This window comes from Streptomyces sp. NPDC079020 (assembly GCF_044542225.1).
Classification (GTDB): domain Bacteria; phylum Actinomycetota; class Actinomycetes; order Streptomycetales; family Streptomycetaceae; genus Streptomyces.
The window spans coordinates 486,287-511,929 of sequence record NZ_JBITUB010000001.1 but is presented as its reverse complement, the minus strand read 5'-3'; the positions used below and the strand labels follow the sequence as shown (position 1 = coordinate 511,929).

The 25,643-nt window shown below is 72.3% G+C and carries 21 protein-coding genes; 10 read left to right on the top strand and 11 right to left on the bottom strand.

Annotation, left to right across the window (positions count from 1 at the left end; all coding sequences use genetic code 11):
* Positions 1–127: 127 nt before the first annotated feature.
* The 3 genes from ACIGJO_RS02295 to ACIGJO_RS02285 all read left to right on the top strand — a co-directional run bounded on the left by ACIGJO_RS02295 (position 128) and on the right by ACIGJO_RS02285 (position 4,277).
* Positions 128–1,546, top strand: a complete 1,419-nt coding sequence (locus tag ACIGJO_RS02295; protein WP_399950781.1) for an HtaA domain-containing protein — start codon at positions 128–130, stop codon at positions 1,544–1,546.
* Between the two features lie 335 nt (positions 1,547–1,881).
* On the top strand, positions 1,882–3,459 hold the full coding sequence (locus ACIGJO_RS02290; protein WP_399950778.1) for an HtaA domain-containing protein: 1,578 nt from the start codon (positions 1,882–1,884) through the stop codon (positions 3,457–3,459).
* A gap of 146 nt (positions 3,460–3,605) precedes the next feature.
* A complete protein-coding gene (locus tag ACIGJO_RS02285; RefSeq protein ID WP_399950775.1) occupies positions 3,606–4,277 on the top strand; it encodes a PhzF family phenazine biosynthesis protein in 672 nt (223 codons plus the stop codon).
* A gap of 144 nt (positions 4,278–4,421) precedes the next feature.
* Here the strand turns inward: ACIGJO_RS02285 and ACIGJO_RS02280 are convergent, their stop codons facing one another.
* Both ACIGJO_RS02280 and map read right to left on the bottom strand, forming a co-directional pair.
* Positions 4,422–5,087 carry a heme oxygenase (biliverdin-producing) gene (locus tag ACIGJO_RS02280; protein ID WP_399950772.1) on the bottom strand — a complete coding sequence of 222 codons (666 nt, stop codon included), beginning with the start codon at positions 5,085–5,087 and terminating at the stop codon, positions 4,422–4,424.
* A gap of 187 nt (positions 5,088–5,274) precedes the next feature.
* Positions 5,275–6,132 (bottom strand): type I methionyl aminopeptidase, encoded by an 858-nt coding sequence (gene map / locus ACIGJO_RS02275; protein WP_399950769.1) that lies wholly within the window; start codon positions 6,130–6,132, stop codon positions 5,275–5,277.
* Positions 6,133–6,190: 58 nt separating this feature from the next.
* Between map and ACIGJO_RS02270 the strand changes: the two genes are divergently transcribed.
* The gene (locus ACIGJO_RS02270) at positions 6,191–6,475 is read left to right on the top strand and encodes a hypothetical protein (RefSeq protein WP_399950766.1); all 285 of its coding nucleotides are present in this window, start codon (positions 6,191–6,193) and stop codon (positions 6,473–6,475) included.
* Positions 6,476–6,504: 29 nt separating this feature from the next.
* Here ACIGJO_RS02270 and ACIGJO_RS02265 read toward each other — a convergent pair whose 3' ends face one another.
* Positions 6,505–7,752 carry an MFS transporter gene (locus ACIGJO_RS02265; RefSeq protein WP_399951694.1) on the bottom strand — a complete coding sequence of 416 codons (1,248 nt, stop codon included), beginning with the start codon at positions 7,750–7,752 and terminating at the stop codon, positions 6,505–6,507.
* A gap of 493 nt (positions 7,753–8,245) precedes the next feature.
* Here ACIGJO_RS02265 and npdG point away from each other — a divergent pair, with 493 nt between their 5' ends.
* Positions 8,246–8,956 carry an NADPH-dependent F420 reductase gene (npdG, locus tag ACIGJO_RS02260; protein WP_399950763.1) on the top strand — a complete coding sequence of 237 codons (711 nt, stop codon included), beginning with the start codon at positions 8,246–8,248 and terminating at the stop codon, positions 8,954–8,956.
* Between the two features lie 104 nt (positions 8,957–9,060).
* Positions 9,061–9,243: a hypothetical protein gene (locus ACIGJO_RS02255; RefSeq protein WP_266930152.1), complete on the top strand. Its 183-nt coding sequence runs from the start codon at positions 9,061–9,063 to the stop codon at positions 9,241–9,243.
* Between the two features lie 22 nt (positions 9,244–9,265).
* Here the strand turns inward: ACIGJO_RS02255 and ACIGJO_RS02250 are convergent, their stop codons facing one another.
* Complete coding sequence (locus ACIGJO_RS02250) at positions 9,266–10,066, bottom strand: site-2 protease family protein (RefSeq protein ID WP_399950760.1); 801 nt, start codon at positions 10,064–10,066, stop codon at positions 9,266–9,268.
* 210 nt (positions 10,067–10,276) lie between these two features.
* On the opposite strand from ACIGJO_RS02250, the gene ACIGJO_RS02245 reads away from it, so the two are divergent.
* Positions 10,277–13,726, top strand: a complete 3,450-nt coding sequence (locus tag ACIGJO_RS02245; protein ID WP_399950757.1) for an AfsR/SARP family transcriptional regulator — start codon at positions 10,277–10,279, stop codon at positions 13,724–13,726.
* Positions 13,727–13,821: 95 nt separating this feature from the next.
* On the opposite strand, the gene ACIGJO_RS02240 is transcribed toward ACIGJO_RS02245, so the two are convergent.
* The 3 genes from ACIGJO_RS02240 to panB form a co-directional block, all read right to left on the bottom strand.
* Positions 13,822–14,670, bottom strand: coding sequence for an ABC transporter permease (locus ACIGJO_RS02240; RefSeq protein ID WP_399950754.1), 849 nt, complete (start codon positions 14,668–14,670; stop codon positions 13,822–13,824).
* Positions 14,667–15,680 carry an ATP-binding cassette domain-containing protein gene (locus ACIGJO_RS02235; protein ID WP_399950751.1) on the bottom strand — a complete coding sequence of 338 codons (1,014 nt, stop codon included), beginning with the start codon at positions 15,678–15,680 and terminating at the stop codon, positions 14,667–14,669. The genes ACIGJO_RS02240 and ACIGJO_RS02235 overlap by 4 nt, the downstream gene beginning before the upstream one ends.
* 148 nt (positions 15,681–15,828) lie before the next feature.
* Positions 15,829–16,716, bottom strand: a complete 888-nt coding sequence (gene panB / locus ACIGJO_RS02230; protein ID WP_399950748.1) for a 3-methyl-2-oxobutanoate hydroxymethyltransferase — start codon at positions 16,714–16,716, stop codon at positions 15,829–15,831.
* 172 nt (positions 16,717–16,888) lie between these two features.
* Here panB and ACIGJO_RS02225 point away from each other — a divergent pair, with 172 nt between their 5' ends.
* The 3 genes from ACIGJO_RS02225 (at position 16,889) to ACIGJO_RS02215 (ending at position 20,700) form a co-directional block, all read left to right on the top strand.
* The gene (locus tag ACIGJO_RS02225) at positions 16,889–18,514 is read left to right on the top strand and encodes an MFS transporter (RefSeq protein ID WP_399950744.1); all 1,626 of its coding nucleotides are present in this window, start codon (positions 16,889–16,891) and stop codon (positions 18,512–18,514) included.
* 253 nt (positions 18,515–18,767) lie between these two features.
* A complete protein-coding gene (locus ACIGJO_RS02220; RefSeq protein ID WP_399951692.1) occupies positions 18,768–19,484 on the top strand; it encodes a TetR/AcrR family transcriptional regulator in 717 nt (238 codons plus the stop codon).
* Positions 19,485–19,782: 298 nt separating this feature from the next.
* Positions 19,783–20,700, top strand: coding sequence for an endonuclease/exonuclease/phosphatase family protein (locus ACIGJO_RS02215; protein ID WP_399951688.1), 918 nt, complete (start codon positions 19,783–19,785; stop codon positions 20,698–20,700).
* A 231-nt stretch (positions 20,701–20,931) separates the two neighbouring features.
* Here ACIGJO_RS02215 and ACIGJO_RS02210 read toward each other — a convergent pair whose 3' ends face one another.
* The 4 genes from ACIGJO_RS02210 to ACIGJO_RS02195 all read right to left on the bottom strand — a co-directional run bounded on the left by ACIGJO_RS02210 (position 20,932) and on the right by ACIGJO_RS02195 (position 25,564).
* Positions 20,932–22,686, bottom strand: a complete 1,755-nt coding sequence (locus tag ACIGJO_RS02210) for an NAD+ synthase (RefSeq protein WP_399950741.1) — start codon at positions 22,684–22,686, stop codon at positions 20,932–20,934.
* 125 nt (positions 22,687–22,811) lie between these two features.
* A complete protein-coding gene (locus ACIGJO_RS02205; protein WP_399950738.1) occupies positions 22,812–24,416 on the bottom strand; it encodes a multicopper oxidase family protein in 1,605 nt (534 codons plus the stop codon).
* A gap of 66 nt (positions 24,417–24,482) precedes the next feature.
* Positions 24,483–24,950 carry a hypothetical protein gene (locus ACIGJO_RS02200; RefSeq protein WP_399950735.1) on the bottom strand — a complete coding sequence of 156 codons (468 nt, stop codon included), beginning with the start codon at positions 24,948–24,950 and terminating at the stop codon, positions 24,483–24,485.
* A 188-nt stretch (positions 24,951–25,138) separates the two neighbouring features.
* Entirely contained in the window at positions 25,139–25,564 is a 426-nt protein-coding gene (locus ACIGJO_RS02195) for a CBS domain-containing protein (protein ID WP_399950732.1), read from the bottom strand.
* Positions 25,565–25,643 lie beyond the last annotated feature (79 nt).

Genomic DNA, 25,643 nt, shown 5'->3' with positions numbered 1-25,643 from the left:
TTCCGCTGCGTGCGGTTGATGGTTCTTCACGACGTTCTGCGAACTGTCCGGAACGGGGGGTTCCGGGATAGGCAGAACATAGCTTAGGTTAGCCTTACCTGACTCGCTAGGCCTCGGAGGGGTCCTCATGCTGCCGTCCAGATCTGCCCGCGCGCTCGCCGTCGCGCTTCTCGCGGTGCTGCTGGGAGCCCTGCTCCCGGCCACCGCCGCGCAAGCGGCGAGCCGCACGGTGCAGGGGGGCCGGCTGGACTGGGGCATCAAGTCCTCCTTCCAGAGCTATGTCACCGGGCCGATCGCGGGCGGCAGTTGGAGCCTCAGCGGCGGCGCCGCGACGGTCGGCGGCAGCCAGTTCCGTTTCCACTCCGCCACCGGGTCCTACGACCCGTCGAGCGGCGCCTTCAGCTCCGGCTTCTCGGGCGGGGTGCGCTTCACCGGCCACAAGAAGGCCGGCGGCTACGAGCTCGACCTCGCCATCAGCAGGCCCACCGTCAGGATCAGCGGGGGCGGCGGCACCGTCTACGCCGACATGGTCAGCAAGGAACGGGGGAGCGGCCGTGTGACCTCGTCCGCGCAGGTGCCGCTCGCCACCCTCGGGCTCTCCGGGATCAACATGAAGGGCGGTACCACCCCGATCGCCCTCAACAACGTCCCGGCGACCCTGACTTCCCAGGGTGCCAAGGCGTTCGCCGGTTACTACACGGCGGGCACCCCGCTCGACCCGATCAGCCTCTCCGTCGACACGACCGGCCCGGCCGCGAAGCCGGACGCCGCGAAGAAGTCCTCGGAGGCGCCCTCCGGGAAGAAGGCCGAGGACGGGAAGAAGGCGAAGGCGGGCCGCTTCGAGGACGCCGCCGTCGACTGGGGGGTGCGCCGTACCTTCCGCGAGTACGTCACCGGAGCCATCGGCCAGGGGAAGTGGACCCTGGCGGACGGCGCCCAGGACGGCGGGGCGCTGTTCCGATTCCCGCGGGGCAAGGGCACCTACGACGCGAAGAAGCAGACCCTGGACGCCGCCTTCACGGGCAGTGTCCGCTTCACCGGAGCCCATGACCTCGACCTGACGTTCGCCGGAGTGACCGTCGAGGTGGCCTCGGGCAAGGGCACGTTCTCGGCGGACGTGACGAGCGGGGGCGGCACCCGCGAGGACGTCCCCCTCGTCACCTTCACCGCGAAGGACTTCGCACCCGAGGACGGGCTCGCCGTCCTCACCGAGGCCCCCGCGACCCTCACGGCGGACGGCGCCAAGGCCTTCGGGGGGATGTACAGGGCGGGCACCGCGATGGACCCGGTGTCGCTCGCCGTCACCGTCGACGAGAAGGCGCAACTGCCCGCGCTGCCCGACCTCGGCAGCGAGGCGAAGCCCTCCCAGGAGCCCGCGGAGAAGGCCGCGGCCGGGTCCGACGCCGAGCCGGTGGCAGCCGCCTCGGACTCGGGCACCGGCACCGGCACCGGCACGTACCTCGCCATCGGGGGCGGTGCGGTGCTCCTTGCGGCAGCCGGTGCGGTGTACGCCGTCAGCCGCCGCCGGTCCGGCCGGACGTCGTAGCTCCCCCCGGTCCCCGCGACCCGGCCACCTTCCCCGGCCACCCTCCCCGGCCACCTTCCCCGGCTACCTTCCCCGGCCACCCTCCCCGGCTACCTTCCCCGGCTACCTTCCCCGGCTACCTTCCCCGGCCACCCTTTCCAGATCCTTCCGGTCCCCACAGCTCTCCCCGTCCCGTAGCCGCGAAGTCCGCCGCTCCGTAGGGCCCGCATGGCCGCGCGGCCCCCGCAGACCACCCCCGTCCCCCGCTCCATCCCCTGCTTCACCCCTGTTCCCCCCTTTCCTCCCGCTTCATCCCCCGCTCCATCTCCCCTTCCTGACCTAGGAGACCCCCTCTCATGGCAGCCACCCGCCGCCCCATAGCCCTCGCCGCCGCCGTCGCCACGGCCGCCGCGCTGGGCGCGACCTTCGCCCTCCCGGCGCTCGCCGCCGACAGCGGCCCGGCCAAGGACGGCTCCCCGGCCGCCGCCCCCACGATGGAACTGAAGGACGGCACACTGGACTGGGGCTTCAAGGAGTCCTTCCGCAAGTACCTCGCCTCCCCGTTCTCGGGCGGCAGGATCACGGTCACGGACGGTGCGAAGCAGGCCGCGGGCAATGGTGTGTTCACCTTTGTCAACGGCAAGGGCACGTACGACATGACCACCCACGGCACCGACACGGCCTTCGAGGGCGGGGTCAACTTCTATGCCCACAAGGGCGCCCTGGACATCACGCTCTCGGACGTGAAGCTCTCCACGGCCGGCAAGGGCGGCGCGATCACCGCCGATGTGAAGTCCCCCGAGGGCACCAAGAACGACGTGGCGGTCGCCGCCCTGGACCTCTCGGCCGTCCGGCCGGGCCAGGGCGCGGGTGGCGCGATGGTCTTCAAGGACATCCCGGCCACGCTGACGAAGGCCGGCTCCGAGGCGTTCAACGGCCAGTACAAGGAGGGCGACGCCCTCGACCCGGCCACGCTCACGGTGAAGGCGGTCACCGCGCCTCCGACCGAGAAGCCGACCGACCCCCCGACGGAGAAGCCGACGGAGAAGCCCACCGAGAAGCCCACCGAGAAGCCGACGGAGAAGCCCACCGCGCCGTCGACCGGGGAGCCGACCGGGAAGCCCACCCAGAAGCCCACCGAGCCCGCCGCCGACCCGGGCGCGGTGCTGGGCGGAACGCTGGACTGGGGCGTCAAGAAGTCCTTCCGCTCGTATGTCACGGGCCCGATCGCGCACGGCAGGATCGAGATGAGCGGCGGCGCCACCGCCTCCGGTGACGGCTACCGCTTCGGCGACGCCACCGGCCGCTTCGACGCCGCCAAGAAGACGCTCAACGCCGGATTCGACGGCAAGGTCCGCTTCCTGGGCCACAAGGAGGGCGACGCGTACACGCTCGACCTCTCCCTCACCAACCTGGAGATCCAGGCGAACGGCACCTCCGGCCGGCTGATCGCCGACGTCTCCGCCAAGGACCGGGAGACCAAGAAGGTCACCGAGTACACCGGTCTGGCGATCGCCGACCTGAAGATCCCCGCCGGTGCCCTCACCGCCAAGGACGGCGTCGTGAACCTCTCGGACGTTCCGGCGACGCTCTCCGCCGGCGGCACCAAGGCCTTCGGCGGCATGTACGGCAAGGGCGAGCAGCTCGACGCCCTGACCGTCGCGGTCGCGCTCGACAAGAACGCGCAGCTCCCGGGCGGCAGCGGTGGCAGCGGTGGCACGGGCAGCGCCGGCGGCACGGGCTCGTCCGGCACCGGCGGTTCCGCGGGCGGCGGCACGGTCGGCGGCGGAACCGGTGGCACGGTGGGCGGCGCCGGTGCGCTGGCCTCCACCGGCTCCGACATCCCGACCGGTGCGCTGGTCGCCGCCTCGGGCGTCGTCGTGGCGGCCGGTGCGGGCGTGCTGATCGCGGCACGCCGCCGCCGTACCGTCTGATCCGTCCGGCGGGCCCGGTCCACCCAGCGGCCCGTCCGTCCGATCCGTCAACAACTCGTCAGAGACCCGTCAGGGCCGTACCGGCCGTCCGCCGCCGGTACGGCCCCGCGGCGCCGCGGGCGTCCGCGCGGTGCTTGAATGCGCACGTGAGCGACTTCGACGTACCCGATGGCATCGACGTATTACGGGTGTTCTGCGGCCCGGACGGCCGGCACGGCAATGCGCTCGGCGTCGTACGGGACGGAGGCCGCCATCCCGGCGAGGCGTCCCGGCAGGAGCTGGCCCGGCGACTGGGCTTCAGCGAGACCGTGTTCGTCGACGACCCCGAGCGCGGCCTGGTCGACATCTACACCCCCGGACTGCGGCTGCCCTTCGCCGGGCACCCGCTGGTCGGCACGGCCTGGCTGCTCGACCTGGAGATCCTGGAACTGCCGGTCGGAGACGTGTTCGCCCGGCAGGACGGCGAGTTCACCTGGATCGCCGCCCGACCCGAATGGGTGCCGCCGCGCACGCTGGAGCGGTACGGCTCGGCCGCCGAGGTCGAGGCGCTGACGGAGCCGCCGCCGGGCGAGGGCTGGGTCTATGCGTGGGCCTGGGAGGACGAGGCGGCGGGCCGGGTCCGGGCGCGGGCGTTCCCGCGCCGCGGCGACGGGATCGTGGAGGACGAGGCGACCGGCGCGGCGGCGCTGCTGCTCAGCGCGCGGCTCGGCCGGGCCCTGAACATCAGACAAGGACGCGGCTCCCAGATCCTCGCAGCACCCGCGCCGGACGGCACGGTGGAGGTCGGGGGCCGCGTCCTGCTGGCCGTCCGTGGCTGATCCGCGGCTCTGTACCGAACCGCGGCTCTGCACTTCTGTGCTTCTGCACTTCTCTGCCCGGCTGCCCGGCTGCCCGGCTGCCCGGCTGCCCGGCTGCGCGGCGCGTGAATTCTCCGTGTACCGCGTGGATTTCTCCGGCCGGTACTACGCGCTGAGCGGGAAGGCCTCGCCCAGGTCCCGGAACACCGCGGTGTTGAGCGCGAAGGCGCGCTTGCACTCGTCGATGATGCGCTGCTTCTCCAGGTCGTCCGCGTTCACCGCGTCGAGCAGCTCGCGGTATCCCCGCTTGAACGCGGCCGGGTTGGAGATCTGCTCGAAGACGTAGAAGCGCACGCCGTCGCCCTTGCGCTCGAAGCCCCAGGTCTTCTCCGCCGTGTCCCGGATGATCTGGCCGCCGGAGAGGTCGCCGAGGTACCGGGTGTAGTGGTGCGCGATGTAACCGGCGGGCCAGGTGCGGGCGCACTCGGTGACCCGGTCGGCGTAGGCGGCGGTGGCCGGCAGCGGCTCCAGGCCGGTGCGCCAGCCGGGGCCGGCGAGATGCGCCAGATCGCGTTCCAGCTCGGAGCTGCGCAGCAGCTCGGTCTGTATGAAGGGGCCGGCGACCGGGTCGCCGGCCAGCTCCTCCGCACCCTCCTCCAGCGCGCGGTACACGAACCACAGCTGCTCGGTGTAGCGCGTGTACGCGTCCACTCCGAGCCGCCCGCCGAGCAGATCGCTCATGAAGGTCGAGGTCTCCGCCTCGACGTGCTGCTCGTGCGACGCGGTGCGGATGAGCGTCGAGAAGGGGGTGGCGGTGGCGGTTGCGTCCAAGGCGGGCCTCCGGGGACCGAGGGGACGGGAAGTCCGAGGAAAGACGGAAATGCCGGCAGCAACCGCCGCAAAAAGGTGCAGCGGCGCGTGCCGATATGCCGATCTTCCTACTTAGGCTTACCTAAGTCAACTGGTTCCCGACTGTCTGTCGGTAAAAAACCCTGCCCCCGATGGGCGGCCCGGCATGTTACGGAAGGGTGAGAATGTCCGCTCCGGTCTCTGTCACGACCAGCGTGTGTTCGAACTGCGCGGTCCGCTTGCGGTCCTTGGTCACCACGGTCCAGCCGTCGTCCCACATGTCGTAGTCATGGGTGCCCAGCGTCAGCATCGGCTCGATCGTGAACGTCATGCCGGGCTGCATGACGGTGGTCGCGTGCGGGCTGTCGTAGTGCGGGACGATCAGACCGGAGTGGAACGAGGAATTGATCCCGTGCCCGGTGAAGTCCCGCACCACCCCGTACCCGAACCGCTTCGCGTACGACTCGATGACCCGCCCGATCACATTGATCTGACGCCCGGGGCGCACCGCCTTGATCGCCCGGTTCAGCGACTCCCGGGTGCGCTCCACGAGCAGCCGGGACTCCTCGTCCACATCGCCGCAGAGATAGGTGGCGTTGTTGTCGCCGTGCACCCCGTTGATGTACGCGGTGACGTCGAGGTTCACGATGTCTCCGTCGCGCAGCACCGTGGAGTCCGGGATGCCGTGGCAGATGACCTCGTTCAGCGAGGAACAGAGCGACTTCGGGAAGCCGCGGTAACCGAGCGTCGACGGGTACGCGCCGTGGTCGGTCATGAACTCATGGGCGACACGGTCGAGTTCGTCCGTGGTCACCCCGGGGGCGATGTGCTTGGCGGCCTCCTCCATCGCCTGCGCGGCGATGCGTCCCGCGATCCGCATCCGCTCCACGGTGTCGGCGTCCTGGACCTCCGGGCCGGTGTACGGCGTCGGAGCCGGCTTCCCCACGTATTCGGGGCGCCGGATGTTTCCGGGTACGGAACGGACGGGAGTGGGCTCCCCTGGTACAAGCAGTGACTGGCCAGACATGCCAGCGAGTCTAACCAGCGGCCTTGGGGCAGCATGGCACAGAGGAAAGGAGCCGTTGATGGCCCTGTTCAAGAAGCGCACCGTCGGCAAACCGGGCGAGTGGTACTACTGCCTGGTGCACAAGAAGGTCGAGGAAGGCCCGGAGTGCCCGGCGAAGGACCGGTTCGGCCCCTACACCTCCCCGGGGGAGGCACAGCGCGCGATGGACACCGCGCAGGAGCGGAACCTGGAGTGGGAGACCGACCCCAAATGGCACGACCGCACCGGGGGCGACTCCGCGGACGGCCCCGGGGGCGGCTCCGGGGGCGGCTCGCGGAACGGCTCCGGGGGCCCGCCGAAGTAGCCCTTCCGGGCGTCCGGCGGGCGGCGGGGTCAGGACGCCGGGTCCGCCGCCCGCTTCCGCAGCGCGTCCTCGTCCGTCTCCGAGTCGTACCGGATCAGCTTCGGCAGCGCCGCCGTCAGCAGCGCGACCGAGGCGACACAGGCCACCCCGCCCGTCCAGATCGCCGACCGCGTCCCGGTCCACCCCGCCATGGCCCCGGCCCGGACCTGGCCGAGCTGCGGTCCGACGCTGTACGAGAGCACCTCGATGCCCGCGAGCCGCCCCCGCAGCTCCTCCGGAACGGTCTGGTTCCAGATGGTCGAGCGGCCCAGCCCGCTCAGCATGTCGCCCGCGCCCGCCACTCCCAGGCAGACGAGCACCAGCCAGACATTGCTGAACCAGCCCGCCGCCGCGATGGCCAGCCCCCACGCCGCGGCGCCGAACACCACGAACAGCCCGTGCCTGCGCACCCGTGAGGTCCAGCCGCTGGTCAGCCCCAGCACCAGCGAGCCGACCGACCCCGCCGCGTACATCAGGCCGAGCGACCACTCCGCGTCCAGCTCGTCCGCCAGGAACGGGAAGATCGTGTTCGGGAAGGCGAAGAGCATCGCCGCGAGGTCGATCGCGTACGTCCCCAGCAGCACCGGACGGCTCCAGGCGTAGCGCGCGCCCTCCGCGATCCCGCGCAGCGACGGCTTCCCGGCGTCACCGGCGGGCGGCGCGGCGGCCAGCCGCAGACAGAGCAGGACGGAGACGGTGAAGGTGACCACCGTGACCGCGTACGCCGTCGCGTGCCCGGCGTAGGCCACCACCAGACCGGCCAGCGCGGGACCGGCGATCGCGCCGACCTGCCAGCGCAGCGAGTTCAGCGCCGCCGCGGCGGTCTGCTGGTGGTGCGGCACGATCCGGGCCATCAGGGAGTCCAGCGCGGGCCGCTGGAGCCCGGCGAGCGCGGAGACCCCGCCGGCCACCACGTACAGCGGCCAGAGCAGCGGGTCCGTCAGCAGGGCGTTCACCAGCAGGACGGCGGCGAGCACCCCGAGCCCCGCCTCGGTGAGCAGGATCACCTTCCGCCGGTCCACGGCATCGGCGAGCGCCCCGCCGTACAGACCGAAGACGACCAGCGGTACGAGCTCCACCGCGCCCATCGCCCCGACCGCGAGCGGTGACCCGGTCAGCTCCTTGATCTGGAGCGGCAGCGCGATCAGCGCCATGAAGCTGCCGAAGTACGTGATCAGCCCCTGGATCCACAGCAGCCGGAAATCGGCGGAGGAACGCCAGGGCGAGAGGTCGGGCAGCAGCGCCAGGAGCCGGGACGGGAGCGGGGCGGGACGGGCGCGGGGGCCGGGGGAGTCCGTCGCGTCCGGGGCGGCCGGAGGATCCGGAGCGTCCGGCTCGGCAGGGGGAGTGGCTGAGGTCACGAGAGGTCATGCTCGGTGCCGTGCATGCCCTCTGCAACCGGTTTTACCCGGGGGGCGGCGGCGGCTCCGCCGGCCCCCGGGAGAGCCGGTCCCGGAAGCTCCGGTGCCGCCGTCAGCAGGGTCTCGCCGGCCGCGGCAGCCCCGGCCCGGCCGCCGGATGCGCCGGGTCGCCGCGGGCCACTCGGTCCCGGCGCGTACGCCACGGAACGGGGCGGCACGCACGCCGCCCAAGGCCCGGCAGCATGCCCCAAGAGCCCTCGCCCCGCTGCCGGTCGGCGCCGCTCCACCCGAACGGGAGCGTGCGGGGAGGCAGGGACCGTACGCCGGCGGCCCCCGGATTCCGCGTGCCGCCGGCAGTAAGGTCGCCCCCATGACTACCCAAGACAGTGGCAGCGCCCCCAAGCCCCCCGCCAAGGACCCCTGGGACCTGCCCGACGTTTCCGCACTCACCGTCGGTGTGCTCGGCGGGACCGGCCCCCAGGGCCGGGGCCTCGCCTACCGCCTCGCGCGTGCCGGGCAGCGGGTGACCATCGGTTCGCGGGACGCCGGACGGGCCGCCGAGGCCGCGGCCGAGCTGGGATTCGGTATCGAGGGGGCGGACAACGCCGACTGCGCGCGCCGCAGCGACATCGTGATCGTCGCGGTGCCGTGGGACGGCCACACCAAGACCCTGGAAGCGCTGCGCGAGGAGCTCGCGGGCAAACTCGTGATCGACTGCGTCAATCCGCTCGGCTTCGACAAGCAGGGCGCCTACGCGCTGAAGCCGGAGGAGGGCAGCGCCGCCGAGCAGGCCGCGGCCCTGCTGCCGGACTCCCGGGTCACGGCCGCCTTCCACCACCTCTCGGCCGTTCTGCTCCAGGACGTGACGATCGAGGAGATCGACACCGATGTGCTGGTCCTGGGCGAGGTTCGCGCCGACACCGACATCGTGCAGGCGCTCGCGGGCCGTATCCCCGGGATGCGCGGCATCTTCGCGGGCCGGCTGCGCAACGCCCATCAGGTCGAGTCGCTGGTGGCCAACCTGATCTCGGTGAACCGCCGCTACAAGGCGCACGCCGGACTGCGCGCCACCGATGTCTGAGCCGGACCGTACGGACGTCTGAGCCGGACCGGATCCGGGGCGGAGCGGGGCATGAGGGACACTGGACGGGACCGCGCACCATCCCCGGACAGGAGCCACCCCCCATGCCCCGCCTCGCTCTCTACGCGTTCGTCGTCTGCGTCCTCGCCGTCGTCGCAGCAGTGGTCTCCTTCGTCCAGGGCGGCGTCTGGATCGGGGTCCTCTGGGTGCTGGTGGCCGGGCTCTCGTCGAACATGACGTGGTTCTACGTACGCAAGCACCGGATGGCGGCGGACGCGGCCCGCTGACCGCCCGGACCACCGGGCCGCGCTACCCCGGAACCGCGCAGCGGGGGTCCTGCTCGTCCCAGAACTCCTGCCAGAAGCGGTAGGTGTCGAGGCCGCAGTGCGTCTCGAAGCCGCTGACGCCCAGGCCGCGCAGCAGCGCGTCGATCGCGTCGAAGAACGCGATGTTCACCTCGGGGATCCACAGGATGCCGAACACGGCGAGCAGCCCGAACGGTGCGATCGGCTCGACCTGGCGGCGGATCCGGTACGAGAGCCAGGGCTCGATCACTCCGTAGCCGTCCAGCCCCGGAACCGGCACCGAGTTCAGGATCGCCGCGGTGACCTGGAGCATCGCGAGGAACGCCAGCGCGTACCGGAAGGTGTGCGGGACACCGTCCAGGGCGTCCAGCCAGAACGGCGCCGTGCACACGACCGCGAACAGCACATTGGTCAGCGGGCCCGCCGCGGAGATCAGGCTGTGCTTCCAGCGGCCGGTGATCCGCCCCCGCTCGATGTAGACCGCGCCGCCGGGCAGCCCGATCCCGCCCATGATCACGAAGATGACCGGCAGCACGATGCTCAGCAGGGCATGGGTGTACTTGAGCGGGTTCAGGGTCAGATAGCCCTTGTCCTCGACCGAGAGGTCCCCGCTGTGCAGTGCGGTGCGGGCGTGCGCGTACTCATGCAGACAGAGCGAGACGATCCAGGCCCCGGTGACGAAGAGGAAGACCGCGAAACCGGTCCGCCCGGCGAAGTCCGTCCACACCGCCCAGCCCGAAACCGCCGTGACGGCAACGATCCCGAGGAAGATCGGGCTGATCCCTTGGCGTCCGGTGCGGGGCATGGAGCGAGTCTAGGTCGCGCCTGTCCCCGGGAGGGCCTTCCACCGGCGGCGCGGAGGCCGGACGTCACCGGTTTCCCAGGCAGCGGTCCACGAGCCGGGCGGCGGACCGGAGACCGGCGGCCCGGCGGTCACGCGGGGCGGCGGGGCCGCGGCAGGGCCGGGGTGATGGGTGCCGCGTTTTTCCCGGGGTCCGTCGCGGACAATGGGCCCGTGCGCTACTGCATCCTCGGCACCACCCAGGCACTCCGCGACGACGGCACGGCCGTCGCCCTCGGCGGGGCGCGGCTGCGCGCCCTGCTCACCGTCCTCGCGCTGAGCCCCGGCCGCGCGGTCCCGGCCGGGGTGCTCGTCGAGGAGGTGTGGGACGGCGATCCGCCCGCCGACGCGGTGGGCGCCCTGCAGGCCCTCGTGGGGCGGCTGCGGCGTGCGCTCGGCCGGGCGGCCGTCGGGTCGGCGGACGGCGGCTACCGGCTCACCGCCGTCCCGGACGCCGTGGACCTGCACCGGTTCGAGCGGCTCGCCGGTGAGGGGACCCGCGCCCTGGAACAGGGGGACGCCGCCGGGGCCGCCGCCCTGCTGGACGAGGCCCTCGCCCTGTGGCGCGGCCCCGCCCTCGCCGATCTGCCGGACCGGGCCGCGACCGCGTCCCGGTGGGAGGCCCGCAGGCTCGACGCGCGGCGGACCGGGTTCGCCGCGGCCCTCGTGCTGGGCCGGGCGGAGGCGGTACTGCCCGAGCTGACCGCCCTCTGCGAGGATCACCCGCTCGACGAACCGCTCCACGCCCTGCGGATCCGGGCCCTGCGCGACGCGGGCCGGACGGCGCAGGCGCTGGCGGCGTACGAGCAGGTGCGTACGGTGCTCGCCGACCGCCTGGGCACCGACCCGGGGCCCGGACTGCGCGCCCTGTACGGGGAGTTGCTGCACCGGACCGGGACGGGCGCGCCTCCTGCGCCCACGGCTCCCGGGCAGCGGCCGGCCCCGCCGCCGCCCCCGGTGCCTTCCGGCATCCCGCAGCCCCTCCCCGGGCCTCCCGCGCCCGCCGGGAACCTGCGGGCCAGGCTGACCAGCTTCGTGGGCCGCGAGAGCGACATCGCCTCCCTGCGCGAGGACCTCACCCGTACCCGGCTGATCACCCTCCTGGGGCCCGGCGGCGCGGGCAAGACCCGGCTCTCCCAGGAGGTGGCGGAGGCGACGGCGACGGCGTGGCCGGACGGGGTCTGGATGGCCGAGCTGGCCCCCGTGGACGACCCGGACACCGTTCCCGAGGCCGTGCTCACCGCGCTCGGCGCCCGCGAGACCGTGCTGCGCGGTGCCGGAGCGGAGGAGCTGAGGGCCGCCGAACGCGGTGCGGGGGACCCCCTCGTACGGCTCACCGAACACTGTTCCCGGCGCCGCATGCTGCTGCTCCTGGACAACTGCGAGCACGTCATCGAGGCCGCCGCCGCGCTCGCCGACCACCTTCTCGCCCACTGCCCGCAGCTCACCGTTCTGGCGACCAGCCGCGAACCGCTCGGCGTACCGGGCGAGTTCGTCCGGCCCGTCGACCCGCTGCCCGACCCGATGGCGCTGCGCCTGTTCGCCGACCGGGGGAGCGCCGCCAGCCCCGGCTTCCGGACGGACGCGGACGAGGGGACCGCGGCGGCCTGTGCAGAGATCTGCCTCCGGCTCGACGGGCTGCCGCTCGCCATCGAACTGGCCGCGGCCCGGCTGCGGATGCTCACCCCGCGCCAGATCGCCGACCGGCTGGACGACCGTTTCCGGCTGCTGACCAACGGCAGCCGCACCGTGCTGCCGCGCCAGCAGACCCTGCGAGCCGTCGTCGACTGGTCGTGGGACCTGCTGGACTCCGCCGAGCGTGCCGTCCTGCGCCGGCTCTCGGTGTTCGCGGGCGGCTGCGCGCTCGACGCGGCCGAGGAGGTCTGCGCACAACCTGCCGCACGCGGCCCCGGCACGGCGGGCACCGGAGCCGCTGACGGCACCGCGGGCACCGACGCCACCGCACCCGCCGAGGGGACCCCCGTCGACCCCCGGGACGTGGCCGTGCTCCTCGGCTCCCTCGTCGACAAGTCGCTCGTCGTCGCCACGCCCGGCGGTGACGGAGCGATGCGCTACCGGCTCCTGGAGACGGTGGGCGAGTACGCCTCCGAGCGCCTGGACGAGGCGGGCGAGCGGACCGCCGTCGAGCGACGGCATCTGGTGCACTACCGGGAAGTGGCGCGGATCACCGGGCCGGAACTCCGCGGTGCCGGACAACGGGCCGCCATCGACCGCCTCCAGCGCGAGTACGAGAATCTGCGCGGCGTGCTGCGCCGGGCCGTGGCCGCCCGGGACGAGCACGAAGCGCTCTGTCTCGTCCACTCGCTGGCCTGGTACTGGCTGATGCGCGATCTGCGCGCCGAGGCCCGCCACTGGGCCGACGCCACCGCCGCGCTGGGCCCCGATCCGTTCGCCCCGCCGGGCACGCCCGCCCCCACGCTCCCGCGGTCGGCCACCGACCTGCCGCCCCCGATGGAACCCGAGCAGCTCCAGGAGGCGCGGCGGGGGGTGGGTCTCATCCAGCTGGCCTGCATGGACCACGCGGAGGACCTGTGGATGCGCGACGACAACATGGCACGGCTGCGGGTGATCGCGAGCACCTACCGGACGGGTCAGCCGCAGACCTGCCGTACACCGGGCTCGCTCTGGGTGTACGCCGTCATGCTGACCGGTGAGGTCGACCAGCTGAGTGAGGTGATGGACGGGACCGTCCTGGCCTGCCGGGAGCTCGGATATGAGTGGGAGCTGGCCGCCGCGCTCCAGACACGGGCCAACTTCCTGGCCAACCACCCCGCTTCGGTGGACCGGGCCCGGCAGGACGCCGACGAGAGCCTGGAGATCTTCGTCCGGCTCGGCGATGCCTGGGGCGCCGCCGAAGCGCTCTCCTCCCGGGGCGAGGCCCGCGAGAGGGCGGGTGAATTCGTCCGTGCCGCCGAGGACTTCCGCTCCGCCGTCGGCTACGCCGAACGGCTCGGCGCCCAGTCCCAGGTCGCGCTGTTGCGGGCCCGGTACGCGGCCGTCCTCTCCGAGACGGGCCGGGGCGAGGAGGCGGAGGCCATCCTGCGTGAGGTCATCGAGGAGGGGCGGCACTCGGGGAGCGAGGCGACCCCGGCCGCCCGGATGCATCTGGCGCTGTTGCTGGGGGAGACCGGGCGGATCGGCGAGGCCAGGGCACAGCTCGACCTGCTGAGCGCGGAGTTCAGTTCCGAGACCGTGGAGATCTTTGGTGGGTTCGTGCTGGGCGTCGTGGCCTGGCTGGACAATCTGGAGGGCGATCACCCCACGGCGCTGAAGCGCGCCCTGCAGGCCCTGGAACGGTCGCGGGACCGGCTGTCGCGGATGGTGGCGCCGCAGATGACGTCCACTCATCTGGTCGCGGTCGCCTGGGCGCTCGGCGGGACGGGCGGTGAGCGGGGCGCCCGCGACGCCGCGCGGGCGCTCGGTCTGCAGGCAGCGCTGCTGCCCGAGGGCCAGGTGTCGAGGGCGATGGAGCGGCAGAATCTGGCCCGCGCCGAGGCGATCGCCCGCGCCGCGCTCGGTGACACCGCCTATGAACGGGCGTACGCCGAGGGCGGCGACCTCACACTGGAGGAGGTCACCGCCCTGGCGGAGGCGTACCGCTGAGGTGGTCCGCCCCGGATCGGGTCCGCCCGGGGACATCCGGGGTTCGCCCCGGGACATCCGGGGTTCGCCCCGGGACATCGGGTTTCGCCCCGGGATCAGGTCTTCTTGCGGAACCTGGACACCGCGAGGGGGGCCACCACCAGCGTGATCGCCGCCGCCCAGCCCAGCGTCACCCACACCGAGTGGGCGACGGGCCCGCCCATCATCAGACCGCGTGCGGCGTCCGCCAGGTTGGACAGCGGGTTGTACTCGGTGAACGTCTGCAGCCAGCCGGGCATCGTCTGCGTCGGGGCGAAGATCGAGGAGCCGAACTGGAGGGGCATCAGCACGAGCATCCCCGTTCCCTGAACCGCCTGGGCCGTCTTCATGGACAGTCCGAGCAGGATGAAGATCCACATGATGGCGGCACCGAACACCGCCGACAGGGCGATCGCCCCGATCAGCCCGAGCACCGAGGTCCCCAGCTCCATGCCGAGCGCGAAGCCCATGGCCAGCAGGATGAACGTGGCGACCATCATCCGGCCCAGCTCGACCACGATCTTCGCTATGAGGACCGAGGAACGGGCGATCGGCATCGTCCGGAACCGGTCCATGACGCCCTTGCGGAAGTCGTCGTTGACACCGGTGCCCACCGCGGAGGCGATGCTCATGCCCATCATCGCCATCAGGCCGGGGATCAGGTAGTTCAGATAGTCCTGCCGGTCTCCGCCCAGGCTGCCGCCGACCGAGCCGCCGAAGACGTACACGAAGAGCAGCGTGAAGATGATGGGCATCAGGACCGCGTCGAACATCGACTCGGGGTCCTTCTTGATCTGGAGCAGATTGCGCCGCACCAGGGCCCCGATGTGCCGCAGATTGGCCCGCAGGCCGATCCGGCCCTCGCCGGGAAGCGCCTTCGCCGGTACGGGCTCGATGGGCGTGGGTGTCAGAGTCGCCGTGCTCATGCCGCGACCTCCTCGGGGATCGTGCCGGTCACCGACGGGGACTTCTCACCGGTGATGGAGAGGAAGACCTCTTCCAGGCTGGGCAGTGCGGTGGCCACATGGGCGAGGGAGAACCCCCGGGTGCCCAGCAGCCCTATGACGGCGGTGAGCTGTTCGTCGCTGAGGATCGGCACGAGCAGCAGCCCCTCGTCCGGTACGGCCTGCGCGCCCGCGATCCCGTCGAGTCCGGCCTCCCCGAGCGCCCGGGCCATCGCGGCCAGCTGCGCCGGGTCCGAGGGCCGGATCTGGAGCGTGCGGCCGCCGACCTTCGCCTTGAGCTCGTCCACCCCGCCGCGCGCGATGATCCTCCCCTGGTCGATGACCGTCAGTTCGTCGGCGAGCTGCTCGGCCTCCTCCATGTACTGGGTGGTGAGCAGCACGGTCGCCCCCTCCGCGACCATGCGCCGCACCTCGTCCCAGACCTCGTTACGGGTGCGGGGGTCGAGCCCCGTCGTCGGCTCGTCCAGATACAGGACGGCCGGGCTGCCGATCATGGAGGCGGCCAGGTCGAGCCGGCGCCGCATGCCTCCGGAGTACTCCATCGCGGGGCGCCGGGCGGCGGCGGTGAGCGAGAACCGCTCCAGCAGTTCGTCGGCGCGGGCACGGGCCCGCTTGCGCGGCAGGTCGAGAAGCCGCCCGATCATGTAGAGGTTCTCCCAGCCGGAGAGCTTCTCGTCGACCGAGGCGTACTGTCCGGTCAGCCCGATCCTGCGGCGCAGCTGCCGGGGCTGCTTCACCACGTCGTAGCCCGCCACGACGGCGTGCCCGGCATCGGGAAGGATCAGGGTCGAAAGGCAGCGTACGAGAGTGGTCTTGCCGGCGCCGTTGGGGCCGAGCACACCGAGCACGGTGCCTTCGCCCACATCGAGATCCACGCCGTCCAGCGCTCTGGTCGATCCGTAGTGCTTGACCAGCCCCCGTACCTCGACGGCGTTCCCGCCGTGCCTGAGGTTGTTGTCGATTCGCGTCATGCCCCCATGGCACCAGCCGCGACCGACAGCCCGCCGACATCCCGCCGACAGCCCCGGCGGCCGGCGGACGACAGGGCGACAGCCCGCCGATGGGGGATGTCGGCGGGCTGTCGGTGGTGCGGGAAATGGTCCGCGGGAGTGGCAGTTCCTAATGGAACGTGTGCTCGGGCGCCGGGAACGAACCGCCCACGACCTCGTCGGCGAACTCCTTCGCCGCGTCACCGAGCACCTTGCGCAGGTCGGCGTACTGCTTGGTGAAGCGCGGCACCTTGCCGCCGGTCAGGCCGACCATGTCGGTGTAGACCAGCACCTGGGCGTCCGTGTCGGGCCCGGCCCCGATGCCGACGGTCGGGATGTGCAGGGTGCGGGTGACCTCGGCGGCCAGCCCGGCCGGTACGAGTTCCAGCACGACGGCGAACGCGCCCGCGTCCTGCACCGCCTTCGCGTCGCGCAGCAGCTGCTGCGCGGCCTCCTCGCCGCGGCCCTGCACCCGGTAGCCCATCGCGTTGACGGACTGCGGGGTCAGACCGATGTGGGCCATGACCGGGATGCCGGACTCGACCAGCAGCCGGATCTGCTCGTGGGAACGCTCGCCGCCCTCCAGCTTGACCGCGCCGACCCCGGACTCCTTGACCAGCCGGGTGGCGTTGCGCAGGGCCTGGACGGGGCCTTCCTGGTACGAGCCGAAGGGGAGGTCGGCGACGATCAGGGCCCGCTTGGTGCCCCGGACGACGGCGGCGGACAGCATGGCGATCTCGTCCATCGTGACGGGCACGGTGGTCTCGTAGCCGAGGTGGCAGTTGCCCATGGAGTCCCCGACGAGCATGACCGGGATACCGGCCTCGTCGAAGACCGACGCGGTCATCGCGTCATAGGCGGTGAGCATGGGCCACTTCTCGCCGCGCTCGGTGGCGGCGGCGATGCTGTGGACGGTGATGCGGCGGGTGCTCGTGCCTCCGTACAGCGCTTTGCTGCTGTCGGCGGTGGGACCCGCGGGGGATGGGGCGGAATGATTCTGCGCAGCCTGAAGCGACATGGCGAAACGGCTCCTTCGTCATCTCGAGGCGCCCTTACGGCGTCCCCGGATCCCCTCCATGGTGGCATCCCCGCGCGGCCGGCGGGAAGTGGGCCCGCACGAGTCGTCGAGGAGGGTAAAGACTTATCAATACGAGACGGTGTCGTATCGGAAGTGGGCTAGGGTCGGGGGCATGTCCATACCGACCGGCGCTCCCGCCGCCGTGCCCCGTGTCCCCGAGGCGATCCACCGCCGCCGCTGGGCGATCCTCACCGTTCTCATGTTCAGCCTGCTCATCGTGGTGCTGGACAACTCGATCCTGAATGTCGCGGTCAAGACGATCGCGAGCCCTGCCCCGACCGGGATCGGCGCCACCCAGAGCGAGCTGGAGTGGGCGATCAACTCCTACACACTCGTCTTCGCGGGGCTGCTCTTCACCGCCGGTCTGCTCGGCGACCGCATCGGCCGCAAGAAGGTCCTCCTCTTCGGCATCCTCGTCTTCGGCATCGGTTCCGGGCTGGCCGCGCTCTCCTCCTCGCCCGCCGAACTCATCACCTGGCGCGCCCTGATGGGATTCGGCGCCGCGTTCGTGATGCCCGCCACGCTCGCCGTCCTGATGAACGTCTTCGAGCGCGACGAGCAGCCCAAGGCCATCGGCATCTGGGCGGGCAGCGTCGGCCTCGGCATCGCCATCGGCCCCATCACCGGGGGGCTGCTCCTGGAGCACTTCTGGTGGGGCTCGATCTTCCTGGTCAACGTGCCCGTGGTGGTCGTCGCGCTGGTCGCGATGGTGCTGCTCGTACCGGACTCCCGGGACCCGAAGCCCGGCAGGGTCGACCCGCTGGGCGTCGTGCTCTCCATCGTCGGCCTGGTCCTGCTGGTGTACGGCATCATCCGCGGCGGCGAACTCGCCGACTTCACCGACTCCACGGTGCTGGTCTCCAGCATCGGCGGTCTCGTCGTGCTGGCCGCGTTCGTCTGGCACGAGAAGCGCAGCAGCCATCCGGCCATCGACATCACGTACTTCAGGAAGCCGGCCTTCTCCGCCGCCGTGGCCGCCATCGCCCTGGTCTTCTTCGCGCTGATGGGAGTGACCTTCTTCTCCGCGTTCTATCTCCAGAGCGTGCGCGGATACACCGCGCTGGAGTCCGGGCTGCTGATCGTGCCGCTCGCCGCCGCGCAGATCATCTTCGCGCCGCGTGCCCGGCTGGTCGTCGACCGGTTCGGAGCCCGCGCCGTCTGCACGGTGGGCATGCTGCTGGTCGCGGGCGGACTCGCCGCGTTCGCCCTGTTCGACGCCGGTACGCCGGTCTGGGTGATGTGCCTGGTCTTCTTCGCCCAGGGCACCGGCATGGCGCACATCATGCCGCCGGTCACCGTCGCCGTGATGCAGGCGCTGCCCCGGGAGAAGGCCGGTTCCGGCTCGGCGATCAACAACACCTTCCGTCAGGTCGGCGGGGCGCTCGGCGTCGCGGTGCTCGGCTCGGTACTGTCCACCGTCTACCGGGGTGACATCGAAGGGCATCTCGCCGCGGTCCCGGCCGGGGTCAGGGACGTCGCGGGTGAGTCGATCGAGGCCACGCTGGGCGTCGCCGCCGAGCTCGGCCCGGCCGGCCGGCCGCTCGTCGCCGCGGCCAACGACGCGTTCATCGGCGCCATGCATGTGACCGCCCTCGGATCGGCGGCGGTCGCGCTGATCGGCGCGCTGGTGGTCGGACTGTTCCTGCCGGGCAGGCAACCGGTCGGGGACGGCCCGGCGGGACCGGCCGCCGGTCCCGGTCAGGAGCCGGTGCTGGAAGGCAGGGCGGCCGGAAGGTAACCCCGGCGGCGGGACGACCGACGGCCGGAAGCCGCCCCCGACGGGGTGACTCCCCGGCCGTCGGTCGTCCCGCGCACGCCGGGTCGGCGAGAATCGGGGCGACGGCAGGACAGTGCGGCGAGAGGCGGATCTCCAGGTGCCGGAACAGGAACGGGCGGGTCACACGGACCCCGTGGACCACGCGGCCCCTGCGGGCCCCGTGGACCACGCGGCCCCTGCGGGCCCCGTGGACCACGCGGCCCCTGCGGGCCCCGTGGACCACGCGGCCCCCGCGGACCATGAGGGGCACGAGAACCGCACGGATCACGGGCAGGGGTGCCACGATGCCGTCCGGGCGCCGGACTGCGGCGGCGCCGGCCGCGCGCAGGATCCGGAGCCCCGTCGTGGCCGCCCCCGCAGCGCCGCGGCCGAACGGGCCATCCTGGACGCCGTCATCGGACTCCTGGAGGCGGGAGAGCCCCTGGCCGGCCTGTCCATCGAGCGCATCGCCCGCACCGCGGGGGTCGGCAAGGCCACCATCTACCGGCGCTGGAGCGGCAAGGAGGAGCTCTTCGTCGACGTCCTGCGCGACATGGAGCCCGCCGACGCCGTCGTCTCCGGCACCGCGGGACTCGACGATCTGCGCGTGCTCCTGGAGACCCTGCGGACCCGCGGCCTGGCGCAGCGGTCCTCGGTCCTCCTGCACAACGTCTTCGCCCAGATGAAGAGCCACCCCAAGCTGTGGTCCGAATACCAGAGCACGGTGATCGCACCGCGCCGGGCCGCGATGCTGGCGGCGGTGCGGCGGGCGGTGGACGCGGGCGAGCTCCGGGACGACATCGATGCGGAACTGATCGACGATCTGTTCCTCGGTCCGATGCTCGTACGCACCGTCCACCGCCCCGACGCCGCGCTGCCGGAGGATCTGGCCGACCGCATCATCCGGGTGCTGCTCCAGGGGCTTGCCCCGGAAGCCTCGGGTCAGAGCTGACACGCCGGGCCTTCGCCCGAGTATGCGGGTTCTGTCACAAGGGCCCGTGGCCCGGCTCCGGCCGGAACCCGCGGTCCCGGCCCGTTCGTCCTGATCTCCGAACAGCCGCGGTCGGCGGCGGGAAAGAAGCCGCGCATCGCCTAGGGTCGAGAACGCGGCGACGGGCATGGCACGAGGCAGTGAGGACAGCGCAATGGTGCAGGCGTACGGAGCGGACACCGGGAACGGCAGCGCGGAATCGCAGCGCACCGGATCCCGCTTCCGGGGCCTGTGGGAGCGTTGGACCGCGGACCGCGGAATGTGGCGGCGCGGCATCGTGCTGGCGGCCTGCTCGGTCTTCATCACCCTGGTGATGGTCTTCCACGCGCAGATCCCCAACTCGGTCGGCAACCTCGGCAGCCTCACCGAGACGTTCCTGCCCTGGATCGTGCTCCTGGTTCCCGTTCTGCTGGTTCTGGGGCTGGTGCGGCGCTCGGCGACCGCGCTGATCGCCCTGCTCCTCCCGGTGGTGGTCTGGCTCAATCTGTTCGGCGGGCTGCTCACCGACAAGTCGGGCACCGGCGGCGACCTCACCGTCGCCACCCACAACGTCAACGCGGACAACCCCGACCCCGCGGGCACCGCCCAGCAGGTCGCCGGTTCCGGGGCGGACGTGGTGGCCCTCCAGGAGCTGCCGGGCAAGCAGGTGGCGACGTACGAGAAGTCGCTCGCCGACCGCTATCCGTACCACTCGGTCCAGGGCACCGTCGGGCTGTGGAGCAAGTACCCGCTGAGCGACACCCGCCCCGTGGACATCAAGATGGGCTGGACGCGGGCGATGCGCTCCACCGTCGCCTCGCCGAGCGGGAAGGTCGCGGTGTACGTGGCCCACCTGCCGTCCGTGCGGGTCAAGCTGCACGCCGGGTTCACCGCCAACCAGCGCGACGACAGCGCCGACGCCCTCGGCGAGGCGATCGCCGACGAGCCGCTCGAACGGGTGGTCCTGCTCGGTGACCTCAACGGCACGATGAACGACCGTTCGCTGAACGGGGTCACCTCGCAGATGCGCTCCACCCAGGGGGCGGCGGGCGACGGCTTCGGGTTCAGCTGGCCGGCCTCGTTCCCGATGGCACGGATCGACCAGATCATGGTGAAGGGCGTCGAGCCGATGTCCTCGTGGACGCTCTCGGCGACCGACAGCGACCATCTCCCGATCGCCGCCCGCGTCGAACTCTGACGCAACGGTCCGTTCACCTCGCGGCGGACAACCGCTGCGAGAGTCTTCCGGTTGCTCGCACAAGGCCCCGCGGCGAAGTCGCTGCCGGTGGTGCCCGAGCCGCCACCCGGCGCACACCGGTCGCCCCACGCGCGTCCGGCGAGTGAGAACGGAACGGCCGCGGCGGCCGGGAACGGAGCGGCCGCCGAAGGTCCGAGCTCTCCGGCGGCCGCTCCGGCCGTCATCCCCGCGTCACTCCGACTCGCGCCACCGGTTCGTGATCGGCAGCCGCCGGTCCTTGCCGAAGCCCTTGGGCGAGATCTTCGTGCCCGGCGGGTACTGCCGCCGCTTGTACTCCGCGGTGTCCACCATCCGCAGCGTCTTCGCGACCAGCGCCGCGTCGAACCCGGCCGCCACGATCGCCTCCAGGCCCTGGTCCCGGTCGACGTACAGCTCCAGGATCCGGTCCAGTACGTCGTAGTCGGGCAGCGAGTCCGAGTCGACCTGGCCGGGCCGCAGCTCGGCGCTGGGCGGCTTGGTGATCGACGCCTCCGGGATCGGCGGGGTCTGCCCGCGCTCCGCGGCGGCCCGGTTGCGCCACTTGGCGAGCCGGAAGACGGACGACTTGTACACGTCCTTGATCGGTCCGTACGCGCCGACGGCGTCGCCGTACAGCGTCGAGTAGCCGACCGCCAGCTCGGACTTGTTGCCCGGCGCGAGCACGATCTGGCCCTCCTGGTTGGAGATCGCCATCAGCACCGTGCCGCGCAGCCGTGCCTGGAGGTTCTCCTCGGCCAGACCGGTCAGCTCCAGCGACGCCATGTACGCGTCGAACATGGGCTCGATCGGTACGGTGCGGAAGTTCAGCCCGGTACGGCGGGCCAGCTCGGCCGCGTCGCCCTTGGAGTGGTCCGAGGAGTACTTCGACGGCATCGAGACGCCGTACACCTGCGACGCGCCGAGCGCGTCGCACGCGATGGCCGCGACCAGTGCCGAGTCGATGCCGCCGGAGAGCCCGATCAGCACGCTGCTGAACCCGTTCTTCGCGGCGTACGCGCGCAGCCCGACGACCAGCGCCGAGTAGATCTCCTCGTCGGCGTCGAGCCGCTCGGCGTAGCCGCCGGCCAGCTCCGGCTCGTACGGGGCGAGGGGGTCCTCGGAGAGCACGACATGGTCGATCCGCAGCCCGTCGTCCACGACGCCGGACGGTGCCCCGGCCGCCGCGGCCGGCAGATCCAGATCGAGGATCACGCTGCCCTCGGCGAACTGCGGGGCACGGGCGATGATCTCGCCCTGTTTGTCGACGACGATCGAGTCACCGTCGAAGACCAGCTCGTCCTGCCCGCCGATCATCGCCAGATAGGCGGTGGTGCAGCCGGCCTCCTGGGCCCGCTTGCGGACCAGTTCGAGGCGGGTGTCGTCCTTGTCCCGCTCGTACGGCGAGGCGTTGATCGACAGCAGCAGCCCGGCCCCGGCGGACCGGGCGGCCGGGACCCGGCCCCCGTCCTGCCAGAGGTCCTCGCAGATCGCGAGGGCCACATCGACGCCGTGCACCCGCACGACGGGCATCGAGTCGCCCCGCACGAAGTACCGGAACTCGTCGAAGACCCCGTAGTTGGGCAGGTGGTGCTTGGCGAAGTTCAGCGCGATCCGCCCGCGGTGCAGCACCGCGGCGGCGTTGCGCGGCGAGCCGGAGGGCTGGCCGAAGCGCGGCGCGGCGGACTCCGAGCGGTCGAGGTATCCGACGACGACCGGCAGTTCGCCGAAGCCCTCCGCGTCGAGACGCACGGCGAGCGCGCGCAGTGCGTCCCGCGAGGCCTCGACGAAGGACGACCGCAGGGCCAGGTCCTCGACGGGGTATCCGGTCAGCACCATCTCGGGGAAGGCCACCAGATGGGCGCCCTGCCCGGCGGCGTGCCGGGTCCAGTGGACGATCGCCTCGGCGTTGCCGGTGAGGTCGCCGACGGTCGAGTCGATCTGATTCAGTGCGAGGCGTAGTTGAGGCACGCCGCCCAGTGTAATCGTCTTTCTGACGCGATGTCCTGGCGGGCCCGCGAGAAGTCGTCGGGACCCACCAGGAACGGGCGTCCGGGCCCAGCAGGATCAGGTGTCGGGACCCACCGGGAAAGGGCTCAGCGGCGGTAGCCGAGAACCGTCATCATGCCCGCCTCCGCGTGGTAGACGTTGTGGCAGTGCAGCATCCACAGACCGGGGTTGTCGGCGTCGAAGTCCACGGTCAGCGAGCGGTGCGGCAGGACGATCGCGGTGTCCTTGCGGGCCCCGGCGGCGTTGCCGGCCATCGCGAAGGTGTGGCCGTGCAGATGCAGCGGATGCCACATCGCCGTCGCGTTGTCGAACACCAGCCGGATCCGTTCCCCGGCCTCGACCGGACGCCGCTGATCCGCGGTGTACGGCTTCGCGTCGAAGGCCCAGTCGTACGCGGCCATGCCGCCGGTGAGCCGGATGCGCAGGGTCCGGTCCGGCGCGCGGGCGGCCAGCGCCACCGACTCGTCCGGCACCAGCCGGCCCGCCTGCACCAGCTTCCCGTCCAGCTCCCGGGGCCGTACGGAGGCGGCGGGCGCGGCACCCCCGCCGGTCCGCAGCAGCGCCGTCGCCGACGCCTTCTTGCCCTCGGCGAGCGCGGTCAGCGGGAACACCCCGTCCCCGGCGGTGACCAGGACGTCGTACCGCTCGCCCATCCCGAGCAGCAGCGCGTCGGTGGTGGTGTGCCGGACGGGGAAGCCGTCGGTGTGCGTCACCGTCATCCGGTGACCGCCGAGCGCGACACGGAACGCGGTGTCGCCGCCCGCGTTGATGATCCGCAGCCGGATCCGGTCACCGGGCCGAGCGGCGAAGACGGACGGGTCCCGCGCGGTGCGTCCGTTGACCAGGTAGTGCGGATAGGCGACATCACCCGCGTCACCGCCGAGCAGCGGGCTGGTGGCGCCCATCATCATCCGTGAGGGCCCGCCGCCCTCGCCGCCGGAGGGCATCTTCGACATGTCGTGCCCGCCGCCGTGGTCCATGCCGCCGTGCTCCGTACCGCCGTCCCCGGAGCCGCTGCCGTCACCGCCCCCCATGCCCCGGCGCAGTTCGGCCAGGACCGCGTCCGGGGTGGAGCCGTCGACCCCGTCGACCCAGTCGTCGAGGACGACGACCCACTCCTTGTCGTACGCGAGCGGCTCCTTCGGATCCTCGACGATCAGCGGGGCGTACAGCCCGCGGTCCTGCTGGACGCCCGAGTGCGGATGGAACCAGTACGTCCCCGGGTGCGGCACCGCGAACCGGTAGGTGAAGTCCGCGCCCGGCGCGATGTCCCGCTGCGTCAGCCCGGGGACCCCGTCCATGTCGTTGCGCAGGGCCAGACCGTGCCAGTGCAGCGAGGTCGGCTGCGGCAGATGGTTGGCGAGGGTGAGCGCCAGGGTGTCACCGGCGGTGACCCGGACCTCGCGGCCGGGCAGCCGGTCCCCGTACGCCCAGGAGCTGACGGTGCGCCCGCCGCCCAGATCGAGGCGGGTGGGGGTGGCGGTGAGCGAGACCTTCCGTACGGGACCGGAGCCCCGCTCGGCCTCGGCGGCGGCGACCTCCTTGCCGTCGGGGGACACGAAGAGGGCATCGGCCTTCGCGCCGGAGGACGGACCGGTCGGCGCGTCGTCGGAACAGGCGGCCAGGACTCCGCTGCCGGCGACGGCGAGGGCGGCGCCGAGCACGGCGCGCCGGGTGGGCTTGGTGGGCATGACTGAGTGCACCTCAAGGCGAAATCGTGTGCTGGATGTGGGGAGGGCGGAGGAGAGCGCCCACTCCTAAATACGCAGCACCGACACCTGGGCGAGCACGGACGTGCGGGGCGGCGGGTTCGGCCACAGGGCCCGCAGCAGCCGCTCGCCCGCCGCCGCACCGGGCGGCCGGCCGAAGGCACGGAGCCCGAGCAGCCAGGAACCGAGCAGAGCCAGGCCCCAGGCGCCGAGGACGGCGAGACAGGCCGAGAGGGGGTCCATGCCGCTCATCGGCGCACCGTCGGGGGAGTGCGTGGCGAGAGCCGCGCCGAGGGCCGCGGTGGCGTGCGCGCCGACTCCCGGGGCGGGTGTGGCCGCGGACGGGTGCGCCACCGGGTCACCCGCGGGCCTCTCGTGCGCCGAGGTCGTCCCGGAGGCCGGCGCGCCGTGTTCGGCGGGATGCCCGACCGTGTGCATGGAGACGATCCCGAAGAGCAGCGCGGCGAGCAGCAGCAGCCGCCCGTACGTCGCACGCCTCTTCCCCTGACCGGCCATGCCCCGCACCCTACCCCTACCGGGTATGTGGGCGGGAGGGCGGCCCGGTACTCCTTCCGGCGAAGGGGCACCGGGCCGCGGGCTCCCGGTACAGCGGCTCAGCGGCTCAGCGGCTCAGGGGGCAGCGGCTCCGGGGCAGCGACTCGGCGGGGCGGTCGCTCCGTGGCCCGGCCCGGTCGCTCCGTGGCTCAGCCGCGTGCGTAGACCTTCTCCGCCCAGCCGGCGATCTGTTCCTCGGAGAGGTGCCGCGCGAGGTCGGCCTCGCTGATCATGCCGATCAGCATCTTGTTCTCGACCACCGGAAGCCGGCGGATCCGGTGGGTCTGCATCTCCTCCAGCACCGCGTCCACGCCCGCGCCCGCGTCGATCCAGCGCGGCGTGCCCTGGGCGAGTTCGCCCGCGGTCACCTTCGACGGATCGAGGCCCTTCGCCACACAGCCGATGACGATGTCCCGGTCCGTGAGGATGCCGACCATCCGGTCCCGGTCACCGTTGGCGGAGATGGGCAGCGCGCCCACGTTGTGCTCGCGCATCAGCTGTGCGGCACGGTCGAGCGTCTCGTGGGCCGGGATCCACTGGGCTCCGGAATGCATGATGTCTCTGGCGGTCGTCATGAGGGATTCCTCCTGCGTGCCGGTGGCACTGCCGTAAAGCCCCGAGCGAACCCATCGTCATGGGCCCGCCCGGAGCACG

Excerpts from the sequence above, each read along its gene's own strand:
- ACIGJO_RS02295 (WP_399950781.1), top strand. The coding sequence starts at position 128 with ATGCTGCCGTCCAGATCTGCCCGCGCGCTCGCCGTCGCGCTTCTCGCG.
- ACIGJO_RS02290 (WP_399950778.1), top strand. The coding sequence starts at position 1,882 with ATGGCAGCCACCCGCCGCCCCATAGCCCTCGCCGCCGCCGTCGCCACG.
- map (WP_399950769.1), bottom strand. The coding sequence starts at position 6,132 with ATGTCTGGCCAGTCACTGCTTGTACCAGGGGAGCCCACTCCCGTCCGT.
- ACIGJO_RS02270 (WP_399950766.1), top strand. The coding sequence starts at position 6,191 with ATGGCCCTGTTCAAGAAGCGCACCGTCGGCAAACCGGGCGAGTGGTAC.
- npdG (WP_399950763.1), top strand. The coding sequence starts at position 8,246 with ATGACTACCCAAGACAGTGGCAGCGCCCCCAAGCCCCCCGCCAAGGAC.
- ACIGJO_RS02255 (WP_266930152.1), top strand. The coding sequence starts at position 9,061 with ATGCCCCGCCTCGCTCTCTACGCGTTCGTCGTCTGCGTCCTCGCCGTC.
- ACIGJO_RS02250 (WP_399950760.1), bottom strand. The coding sequence starts at position 10,066 with ATGCCCCGCACCGGACGCCAAGGGATCAGCCCGATCTTCCTCGGGATC.
- ACIGJO_RS02240 (WP_399950754.1), bottom strand. The coding sequence starts at position 14,670 with ATGAGCACGGCGACTCTGACACCCACGCCCATCGAGCCCGTACCGGCG.
- ACIGJO_RS02235 (WP_399950751.1), bottom strand. The coding sequence starts at position 15,680 with ATGACGCGAATCGACAACAACCTCAGGCACGGCGGGAACGCCGTCGAG.
- panB (WP_399950748.1), bottom strand. The coding sequence starts at position 16,716 with ATGTCGCTTCAGGCTGCGCAGAATCATTCCGCCCCATCCCCCGCGGGT.
- ACIGJO_RS02225 (WP_399950744.1), top strand. The coding sequence starts at position 16,889 with ATGTCCATACCGACCGGCGCTCCCGCCGCCGTGCCCCGTGTCCCCGAG.
- ACIGJO_RS02215 (WP_399951688.1), top strand. The coding sequence starts at position 19,783 with ATGTGGCGGCGCGGCATCGTGCTGGCGGCCTGCTCGGTCTTCATCACC.
- ACIGJO_RS02205 (WP_399950738.1), bottom strand. The coding sequence starts at position 24,416 with ATGCCCACCAAGCCCACCCGGCGCGCCGTGCTCGGCGCCGCCCTCGCC.
- ACIGJO_RS02200 (WP_399950735.1), bottom strand. The coding sequence starts at position 24,950 with ATGGCCGGTCAGGGGAAGAGGCGTGCGACGTACGGGCGGCTGCTGCTG.
- ACIGJO_RS02195 (WP_399950732.1), bottom strand. The coding sequence starts at position 25,564 with ATGACGACCGCCAGAGACATCATGCATTCCGGAGCCCAGTGGATCCCG.